Raw genomic sequence first — 10,043 nt, 5'->3', positions numbered from 1 at the left:
GGATATTCTGGTTTTTCCTTCTGCCCTCTGCCTTCTGCCTTCTGCCTTTTCTTCGTGCCATTCTTCCTTATCCAGAGCGGGCGTAAACGGGCTTAATAATTTCTTTTAGCTAGTTTGTACTAAATTGGTCGCGGATGGTTTTGGTAGCAAATGGTTTGGTGCCATATATACCAAGTCGTTGCATTAATACTAGCCAAATGAATTGAGGATTTCCCATTATGTAACGTTTCCACAGGCGCCCAGGTTCGACGACAAGACGGAACAACCATTCGAGTCCCCATTGCTGCATCCATAATGGCGCCCTTTGTACCATGTTCGCGACTAGTTCAAAGCTGACGCCAATACCTACAGAAACAGGTACACCGATTTGTTGATAATTGTTGTGTATCCAATACTCTTGTTTGGGGCGCCGAGTCCGACGAAAAGAATATCTGGTGCTGCGGCTAATATTGTTTGGTTGATGCGTTCTAGTTCTTCTGGTTGTGATTCAAAACCGTAGGGTGGGGAATAGATGCCAACTATGTTTAAACCAGGGTGTCGTTTTTGTAGAGTTTGCTCGGCACATTCAGCGGCGCCATTGGGTCGGAGAAGAAATGCCTCCGTTGTCCGAAGTTTGGCGCCTCTACTTGCGTCGTTTTACTGTTGACCACTGGTATCGTTTCTTAAAGTACGCCTAAACCACGTAAAGAACAAGAAAAAGCTGCTTAGTAATAAAGGATTTTGTGGTTAAGATATGTTTTTTGTGAACTCAGTGCTACTGGGTCATTTATGCTGCTTAGTCTAAACTCCAGTAGATATTATACCTTCTCGAATCCCTAATGATCATATTGATTGGATTGGAAACGACTTATTTAAGACTCAGTAATTTTAGAACTGGGCATTCAGCAAAGTGCTGTATGTAAAATTTGTTATTGAAAAATTCGATATATCGCGATAGTCTATTATTAGATTAAGCAATATATCACGATACATCAAAAAATCAGGAACTAGGTAGATCAAGCAGGATATACACTGCTGGACTGTCAACTGATGTTCATATAGTTTGTCCTGCTTGCCAGGGCAATATGTAGGAGGTTGTTATGTCAAATGTAATGAATTCCCCAACTTGTGGTGCTACTGGTCTGTGTCATTAATTTCGGGGCGTTGGCGCCTGACGTGATGATATGGTAGGGTGTGTGACGCTACGAAAAAATTCCACTCAATATGAAGAGACTTGTGGCGTCACGCACCGACACTCTGGATGGTGCGTCAAAGCACATGATTTTTCGTTTTGTTGAAGATTGTAGAAGCGGAACTGGCATCTTATAGAGATGGGCGCCGTGAAAGAGAGTGAGTAGAGGCAGAAGTCATTTTTATGGTGAATATATTCCTCAATATATTATTAAATTTTTCTAGGGGGTGAATAAAATGACGAATATTTTAAAACCAAAATTCAACAAGATTACACAAGAACGTTTATGGTTTCTACATTGGCTGATGGCAGGTTTATACTTGCTTTTATTTGCTAGTGGAACTTACATGATTAACTTAGGGCGTGATGTTTTATATAGACACTCTTTATATGACTTCCACAAAACTCTTGGAGTTATAGTGATGAGTTTGTTATTAGCACGAATTACCTTTTTGTTGCGGATTCAGCTAAATAAGAAACGTTTATCACACCAAAAAAAGAATTGGCTGCAAAAATTTATTATTCATGCATCTCTGTACTTATTTATGCTATTCGTTCCTTTAAGTGGTTATTTATTATCGAATGCTGGTGGTCATGATGTCATTATCTTCGGTACTAATATTGCTTTACCACAGATATTTGCTAAAAATAGACAATTAGCAGCTTTGGGTGGAAGCCTACATTTTTGGTTATCTTATACTTTTCTAGTTTTTATTATTTTACATACCCTCCAACAACGGAGATATTTAAAGGGTATTTGGAAGAAACTGACGGCGCCTTAAAATGAGCGTGATGCGGCAATTTGTTTGTCCCACCGTCCAAATATGGTGTGTGGTTCATGCAGAGAGAAAGTTACTCGAGAAAACGTTGAGACGTTACAATGTAACGTCTCAGAACTCGTTTTGGATATTACGGATGCCCCTACGGAAGCGGATTTCCGCCGGTTACTCCATACACCTCGCCAGTCACATAACTGGATTCCTGCGAAGCCAAAACCACATAGATAGGAGCGAGTTCAGCAGGTTGAGCCGGTCGCCCCAGAGGCACTTGGGCACCGAACTCTGGAATCTTCTGTGATGGTTGACCGCCGCTGGTTTGTAAAGGTGTCCAAACTGGGCCTGGAGCTATAGCATTTACACGGATGCCTTTGGATGCAACCTGCTTGGCAAGCGACTTTGTAAAAGCAACAATGGTAGCCTTCGTGGAAGCGTAATCGAGCAAATTCGGTGAGGGATTATACGCCTGAATGGATGTCGTGTTAATAATTGTGGCTCCGGGAGGCAGATGAGGAAGCGCTGCTTTACAAATCCAAAACATTGCATAGACGTTTGTTTTGAATGTTTGGTCGAAATGCTCTGTCGTGAGGTCTTCAAGTTTTTCCAGAGCTTGCTGCTTACCTGCGACGTTTACAACGATATCAAGTCCGCCAAGAGCTTGGTATCCTTTCTCTACCAACATTTTGCAAAAGTTTTCCTCACTGATATCGCCTGGTAACGGCACGGCCTTCTGTCCCGCAGTTTCGATCAGTGCAACTACTTCTTTGGCATCTTTTTCTTCGCTCGGTAAGTAGTTTAGAACGATATCCGCTCCTTCACGTGCGAACGCTATGGCCGTTGCGCGTCCGATACCGGAGTCGGCGCCTGTGATTAGGGCTTTTCGTCCAGCTAAACGTCCAAAGCCTTTATAACTTTCCTCACCATGATCCGGTTTTGGAGACATGTCCTGTGCCAATCCAGGCACCGATTGAGGCTGCTCTGAAAACTTCGGTTGTGGATACTGCTTTAGCGGGTCTTGCATCACATATTGGTTATTTGTGGTATCTGCACTTTTCATAGGTTACCTGTTTAGAGAAATTTTGCTCATATTGCCACACGAACTGCTTCGCGGTTTCTAAAGCTTATTTTGTAAAGAGAACAGAATTACTGCATCTAACTATTGAAATATAAATTAGGTGGATTACACCTTGAATAAGTACAAAAAGAGCATGAAATATTACTAAATTCTTGTCTACATTATTAGTAAAAAATGTGCTATAAATTTAGATGCTCCTTAACCGCACTAATTGAGCAAATACAATTTAAATCAATCTATAGGTAGATATGGATAACGATCATTGCCTAACAAAACTTCTTTACTGCCTTGAGCGACTAAGCAAAAAGCAGGCATATGAAGAAAATGTAAGGGCTTAGTAGGCGCCGAACAACGGGAGAGAAAAAGTCCTGGCTTGTACTGAACGCCTCCATCCTCTTGGGCAAGCCGTGCGATACGCTCTATTAGCTCTGCACGATTGCCTTGTAACCTTTGATCTTCGAGGATGGAATTTTGATGGCTTTTTGCAGAAGTGTCGAATTCAACCATAAAATTTTGCACCCTGAATTTTGCAGGATTGTTCAATAATTATTGACTATCGTTATACCATACCACGCTCTTAAAATTCTATATTGAATTTGTGACATTTTCGTCCCCTACCTGCTCGATACTAAGGAAGGGTGTGAGGTTCTCTTAGAGGATTAGTAAGTATGCACAGTTTTACTAAAATACAAGTAAAAAGAATCAGAGCTATTGGATTAACGGTAGTAGATGCTGATAAATCCAAAGACTTTTACACACAAGCATTATTGTTTGAACTTGTTTCTGATATTACTATTACATCAAAGGATTACAGCGACTTAGAAGGTGTAGCTAAGGGAAAAATCCGTATTATTACTTTGCAGCTTGGTAATGAACTTATCGAACTGATGCAGTATCTTGATATCAATGGAAAGCCGATACCTAGCGATTCGCAAAGTAATGATTTGTGGTTTCAGCATTTTGCAATTGTAGTTAGCGATATAGATATTGCTTATGCTCACCTACAAAAATTTAGGATTCAACCAATTTCTGTGGAACCGCAAACTATACCACCTGATAATAACGCATCAGCTGGTATACGAGCATTTAAGTTTAAAGACCTCGACGGGCACAATTTAGAGCTAATTTGGTTTCCGGACGACAAAAGAAAAGATAAATGGCGCCTCAATGAACGTTTGTTTTTAGGAATTGACCACAGTGCAATTACTGTAGCCAATACAGAACAAAGTCTTAAGTTTTACCGCGATGTTTTAGGAATGAAAATTGATGGAGGTAGCCTTAATCAAGGTGAAACCCAAGCTAATCTTGACGGTTTACCAGAAGCTCAAGTGAAAGTTACACCCCTACGACCAGAACAAGGAGGTTTAGGAATTGAACTACTAGATTATATTGTCCCTGAAAACGGTCGTCCTATGCCAAGTGACTGGAAAAGTAGCGATATTGCACATGTACAACTTGAACTTCTTGTCAACAACATCGAACAAGCTGTGGAAATATTACGACAAAACGGAGTGCAGCTTGTATCACCAGCGATTGTGCATATAGAAAGTTCAATTCCTTATCGTAAGGGTTGTCTAGTAAAAGACCCTAATGGACACGGTATGTTGCTAATATCATCGAAAACAATGACATTATAGCTAGCGCTATGTAAAATCTTTTTTCACACCTCTTTTTATACCTCTAAGTGGAGTTACAAAACAGATGCAGCCCGTACAAGAATTAAATTTTGTTGTGTCTTACGCGAAATAGTTGCGGGGATATTACCATGCACTGCCTGTTGTAATATACCTTCGCGAGAAGCACCTAAAACAATTACATCGCATTGTTTTTGTTTCGCGCACTCCAGTACAGCATCCGAAACCGAAGCAGCACAAACAGAAGTAATTGCCACTGTTGTATGTAGTTTTTGTTTCAAAAAGCTAGCTGCTTTCTTAAGCTTTGTTGTATCTAGCGATGTTTCACTCGATTCAAACACTTGACATAATTCAACTGTTGGGGTTTTGCTTAATGAAGTTAGGGCAGGAATCAATTTGATTGCCTGTTGAGCGTTAGGTCCACCTGCCATTGGCACTAACCAACGTTCAAAGTGGCTGTTGTTATTAAGTTTGACTAATACTACATCACAACTAGCTTGTTGAATCATTGTATCTACTACTCGACTAAAAACTTTTCCTGGTGTCTTTGTGCTACCTTTCCAACCCATTAATACTAAGTTAATATTGCGGTCTTTAATCGTTTGTAAAATTGCTTCTGATAAATTATGCACAAGTCTAATTTGTGTATGTACTGATATATTCCATGTGCGTCCTAAATACGTTGCTTGTTGTAAAAGGTGTAGTCCCGTCTGAATTTCTACATGAGCTTCTGCTAAAGATAAATGACTAGGTATAACAATCGCGTGCAAGCATTCAATTTCATAATTATGTTCGCGCGCTATTGCAATTGCCATTTGTAACAATGTACCTGCTGTTTTAGGATTGCTCAATGGTACTAATATTCGCCCTTTTCCTGTTTCTGGGGAGCAGGTTTGATAAATTATCCGTGATGGTTTTACTTTCGATTGTTTAAGGTTTTCTTCTCCGTTTAGATAAGCGACTTCGACTCGAATGATATCAGTACGGGTAATAATTCCTACTAACTGGCGCCTTGATACACCAGATACAACTGGTAAACTACTAAGGTTATAGTGGTCAAGCAAGTGCAATACATGAGCGAGCGTGTCATTAGGATAAACCGTAATCGGTTCAGGAGTCATGGCTTGGGCTACTGTATTTGAACCAGTTAAGGCTCTTTGTGACAAATTCGCAATATCTTTATGAGTCAGAATACCGACCAACTTACCATCAGCTAAAACTGGGAAACTACGATGGTCAGAAGTCGAAAATATTTGTAAAGTCTCATTCAAACTCATTTGGCCAGAAAGAGTTTCTACTTTTGGCTCCATTGCATCGGCAGCTGTCAACTTTGTCCAAGGTTGAGTTGAAGAGTTTTCTTTAGACAAATGAATACCTTTTGACTCTAACAAATGGTCATACAATGAGCCAGTTTCTAAAAGTTCTGCTACCAAATAAGCTGTCACCGAAACAATCATTAACGGTAACACTAAATTAAAGTCGGTTGTCATCTCAAAAACGATGATGACTGCTGTAATAGGAACTCGTGCGACCCCACAGAAAAAAGCCCCCATTCCAACCCGTGCATAGGTTGTTGCTAAACTCAAACCAAGAAAGTGATGTTCTAAGGTGCCCACTAAAAAGCCTAACGCTGCTCCCAGTCCTAGTGTTGGCACCAATAACCCACCAGGGGCGCCAGAACTGTATGTAAACAGAATGAGCAAAATCTGTATGCAGAAAACGAACGCCACTAGTTGCCAGTTACTTTCTCCCGTCAGTAACATTTCTCGTAGTCCAGCGTTATCCCGAAAAACTATAGGGAGAGCAGTAAGTGCTAACCCTGTCACTAAACCAGCTAGTCCAATTCGCCATGATAAGCTGATTTTGAGTAAGCGACGATTTAATGCTAAACTAGCGAGAACACCACGATTAAATAGTACGCCTCCTATTCCTGCTAAAATTCCCAATATTATATAAAAGGGAATTTCTGGAGCAAAAAAGCTACTATCGGGAACTGTTAAATGGAAGTCTAAATTCAGGCTATGAGTTCCATAAATACGGGAAACAATAGCAGCTATAAAAGAAGCTAAAATTGCAGTTCCCAAAGTAATACTAGAAGTATCTTGTAATAGTTCTTCCACTACAAACAATACTCCTGCAATTGGAGCATCAAAAGCAGCCGCTAACCCCGCTCCCGCTCCTGCCGCGATTAACTGGCGCCGATGTTCAGGTGAGGTGGGAAACCAATGACTGAGAGCGTTAGCTAAAGATGCTCCAATTTGCACTGTTGGTCCTTCTCGTCCTAATGGCATTCCAGAACCTAATACTAAAGTGGCGCCAACCAATTTAACAAAAGCTATTCTTAGATTAAGCGGCATAGGCACTCGTGCCAACACAGCCTTGACTTCTGACATTCCACTACCAGCAGCACTTGGGGCTATACGCTCCACTATAATACCTGCCAAAAATCCACCCACTAGTCCAATTGCTGGTAGTACAAACACAGCAGGATACAAATGAGATGCGTGCATACGCGCACTACCCAACCATCCTACAGCTTGCCCTAATAAAATAGCTGAAGAACCTGAAACCAAACCAATAATGCAAGCTTGAAGAATGGCTAGACGTTTAGGGCGCCTTAATTGATACCCAAGACGATTCCAAACTGTTTGCTGTATAGATGCCACATTTACCCTGAACTTAAAAGTCACTTATCACCTCCTCCTAATAAACCACCAAAGAATTACAAAAACAAATTAACAAGATTTGTTCGTGCCGCGTTTTGTGATTTGACTGGAGCTAAAACGCAAGAATTACTTGAGAATATATGAAGTAATTGATGATTGTTAAACCAGTAATCTACCGTAATTCCAATTGCAAATGTCAGTAATAATAAATACAATTCTCTTCGTCCAAACTGACGTGATTTGTAACGGTAGACACGCTGCCATTTTAAGTCTTCATCAAGAAAATCATGTTTCATATAGAACACCTACAATTCTTGTTAAGATACTTTAATTTTAAGTACCCTATTTGTCATTGCTATGACATTTGCATGACAAAAGAATGAATTTTAAATTAGGCATTAAGTGTTATTGTTTTTACTATCCGAACCTAAGATATGGAGTAATTTCCGTGCGGCTAGAATACTGACAACTCCAGCACCGACTATTTGCGTTGCTTGCACGGCCTTTTTACCTATATCATTAGAACCACCAATGTGCAGAGTAAAAATTTCTTCATCTAACCATTCGGTAGTGGCTTTAAAGTCATGTACGGGAGTTGGGAGCAAAGTTAAGTAAGTCGCTTGACGAATTAAATGAGCAGGTGTACCAACTACTTCAAAAACATCAACAAGGTTAGCAGCAGCTTTGTGTAAACCTAACTTCAAAAGAGTTCCGCGTAAACTGACTTTGACTGGTTTGAGTTTTTCGTTATTAGCCAATGCTTTCAAGTTATGAGCAATTGCTGCTCCTTGTTGATAAGCGACTTGTGCAGTTGCAGGTAAAGAATAATTTTGCACTGCCGCACAATCTCCACCTGCAAATACTTCTGGAAAGTCGAGTAATTGCATTGTTTCTGTAACTAACAGGCGCCCGTGATGGTCACGATGTTCTTTGGGAATAGGTAAATCTTGAATTAGTGGATGAGTAGAGCTACCAGCCGTCCAAATCGTAGTTGATGTAGTAAGTGTTTCAACTTTACCATTATGTTTATATTCTACACTGTCGGAACGAACGGCTGTTACCTCTGCTCCTGTAATTAACTCCACTGGTGTTGTACATTTCGGCAATTCTTTTTCAGCAGTTTCACGTAATTGGCTGTTAACATCGCCGCTAAGTATGTCCTTACCGTGGTTAAGCAGTACCACCCTAACCTCATTTTTATTTCCTCTCAAAGCATCATACCAGACTGGCAGAAAATCACCTAAAGTCGCCGCCATTTCTACACCACTTGGACCACCACCAACTATGACTACAGTTAACAGTTTTCGACGTTCTTCTATATCTTCTGTTTTTAGTGCTTTGTACAGGCAACTACGTAAATGATGGTCAATAGCATTGGCATCTTCGTGCGTCCAAAAAGGTAAAGCATGTTCAGAGGCGCCTTCTACAGAACGAAAGCTTGTAACACTGCCCAAACTTAATACTAAATTACTATAGCTATAAGAATTACCACTAGCTAATTTTACTTCTTTTTGTTGTAGGTCAATCGATTCCACGGTATCTTGGACAAAAATGACACCGCTACCTTTAAGTAGTTCCTCATAACGCGGTACTACTTGAGAGCTATCCATTTCACCATCAAAATATTCGTAAAGTAATGGCTTAAAGCAAAAGCGTTCGTTTTTATCAATCAATATTACAGTACGAGGATAGTGTTGGCTTTTTAGGTGTAAGGCTGTGAATAGCCCGTTAAAACCACCACCAACAATAACGGTTTGATGAAGTGAATTACTCATAAATCAAATTACTCCTTTAATTCTACAAATATTTTTACAGCCATAAAAATAAAACTATTAAAACAACGCTTAGGACAAAAGCGACAATAATGGCATATTCAACTCTACGGCTAATAACACCAACAGCAGCAATCAGGGCAATAGCTAAAGCCACAACACCAATATACTGCTCTGTTTGTAAACCCTTCGCAACTAATGGGTCTTTTTGAGTTGTAATAGGTTGTGTTTCTTGAATTGTGCTTGGAGAATTTTTCTGTGTTGGTAATTCTTGGGCTAACAAGTACATAAAGTAACTCCTGTAAATAAATGTGATGTAATCTATTTAATATTACTACGGGTGCCAAATATAAAGTAGTGAAAATAGAAACACCCAAACAACATCTACAAAGTGCCAAAATAAAGTTGTTGCGCTTACTCCAAAGTGACCGTCATCATAATTACCCCTAAGAAAAGAGCGAATTAGCATAATTATTTGTAAAATAACCCCGGTTAAAATATGCAAACCGTGAAAACCTGTAAGCAGATAAAAAGTGGGACCGACTAGTCCTGTAGTTAAACCAAAGTTAAGGTTTTTCCACTCGATGAGTTGACTTGTAAGGAAATAGCTTCCCATGCAAATTGTAATCAGCCATAATAACCGGAATTTATTTAAGTTACGTCGGTTGAGGGCGTTTTCTGCTGGTTGGATGACGAAGCTGCTTGAAAGAAGCACTAAAGTGCTTATTACAACAAAGGTGGAGGGTTCTGGACCAGAGACGCCTGGTGGTAGCCAGTTTTTAGTTGTTAAGCGCAGAGCAACGTAAGTAAAGATGAAACTTAAAAATATTATGCTCTCTGATAGCAAAAAGACGGTAAAACCAAATATTGCTTTACCGTGATGGTCATGAGCAATACCACCACCAATAGGTAAGAAACGCTTCAGCTTTGTTGGCAGGCGCCGATGCAA

At 40.0% G+C, this 10,043-nt stretch carries 10 protein-coding genes and 1 pseudogene; 3 read left to right on the top strand and 8 right to left on the bottom strand.

Annotated elements, in window-relative coordinates; genetic code table 11:
- Positions 1–109: 109 nt before the first annotated feature.
- Positions 110–522: pseudogene (locus AC2JBO_RS38900) on the bottom strand (WecB/TagA/CpsF family glycosyltransferase).
- On the opposite strand from AC2JBO_RS38900, the gene AC2JBO_RS38895 reads away from it, so the two are divergent.
- Together AC2JBO_RS38895 and AC2JBO_RS38890 are read left to right on the top strand one after the other, a co-directional pair.
- Positions 483–677 carry a hypothetical protein gene (locus AC2JBO_RS38895; RefSeq protein ID WP_496958983.1) on the top strand — a complete coding sequence of 65 codons (195 nt, stop codon included), beginning with the start codon at positions 483–485 and terminating at the stop codon, positions 675–677. The pseudogene AC2JBO_RS38900 and the gene AC2JBO_RS38895 sit on opposite strands and share 40 nt — an antisense overlap.
- Positions 678–1,407: 730 nt before the next feature.
- Positions 1,408–1,953 (top strand): cytochrome b, encoded by a 546-nt coding sequence (locus AC2JBO_RS38890; protein WP_496958982.1) that lies wholly within the window; start codon positions 1,408–1,410, stop codon positions 1,951–1,953.
- Positions 1,954–2,092: 139 nt separating this feature from the next.
- Here the strand turns inward: AC2JBO_RS38890 and AC2JBO_RS38885 are convergent, their stop codons facing one another.
- Both AC2JBO_RS38885 and AC2JBO_RS38880 read right to left on the bottom strand, forming a co-directional pair.
- Positions 2,093–3,004 (bottom strand): SDR family oxidoreductase, encoded by a 912-nt coding sequence (locus AC2JBO_RS38885; RefSeq protein ID WP_496958981.1) that lies wholly within the window; start codon positions 3,002–3,004, stop codon positions 2,093–2,095.
- Between the two features lie 249 nt (positions 3,005–3,253).
- Complete coding sequence (locus AC2JBO_RS38880) at positions 3,254–3,529, bottom strand: AraC family transcriptional regulator N-terminal domain-containing protein (RefSeq protein ID WP_496958980.1); 276 nt, start codon at positions 3,527–3,529, stop codon at positions 3,254–3,256.
- A gap of 161 nt (positions 3,530–3,690) precedes the next feature.
- On the opposite strand from AC2JBO_RS38880, the gene AC2JBO_RS38875 reads away from it, so the two are divergent.
- Positions 3,691–4,659: a VOC family protein gene (locus AC2JBO_RS38875; protein ID WP_496958979.1), complete on the top strand. Its 969-nt coding sequence runs from the start codon at positions 3,691–3,693 to the stop codon at positions 4,657–4,659.
- A 53-nt stretch (positions 4,660–4,712) separates the two neighbouring features.
- On the opposite strand, the gene AC2JBO_RS38870 is transcribed toward AC2JBO_RS38875, so the two are convergent.
- From AC2JBO_RS38870 to AC2JBO_RS38850, 5 genes are all read right to left on the bottom strand, one after another.
- On the bottom strand, positions 4,713–7,346 hold the full coding sequence (locus AC2JBO_RS38870) for a chloride channel protein (protein WP_496958978.1): 2,634 nt from the start codon (positions 7,344–7,346) through the stop codon (positions 4,713–4,715).
- Positions 7,347–7,378: 32 nt separating this feature from the next.
- Positions 7,379–7,618 (bottom strand): hypothetical protein, encoded by a 240-nt coding sequence (locus AC2JBO_RS38865; protein ID WP_496958977.1) that lies wholly within the window; start codon positions 7,616–7,618, stop codon positions 7,379–7,381.
- Between the two features lie 102 nt (positions 7,619–7,720).
- Positions 7,721–9,097: an NAD(P)/FAD-dependent oxidoreductase gene (locus AC2JBO_RS38860; RefSeq protein WP_496958976.1), complete on the bottom strand. Its 1,377-nt coding sequence runs from the start codon at positions 9,095–9,097 to the stop codon at positions 7,721–7,723.
- Between the two features lie 34 nt (positions 9,098–9,131).
- On the bottom strand, positions 9,132–9,383 hold the full coding sequence (locus AC2JBO_RS38855) for a hypothetical protein (RefSeq protein WP_496958975.1): 252 nt from the start codon (positions 9,381–9,383) through the stop codon (positions 9,132–9,134).
- Positions 9,384–9,428: 45 nt separating this feature from the next.
- Complete coding sequence (locus AC2JBO_RS38850) at positions 9,429–10,043, bottom strand: cytochrome c oxidase subunit 3 (RefSeq protein ID WP_496958974.1); 615 nt, start codon at positions 10,041–10,043, stop codon at positions 9,429–9,431.

It is taken from the genome of Calothrix sp. CBUCES-K 9914, assembly GCF_059640475.1.
The sequence above is the reverse complement of the archived record's forward strand: the minus strand, read 5'-3'. Positions and strand labels throughout refer to the sequence as shown.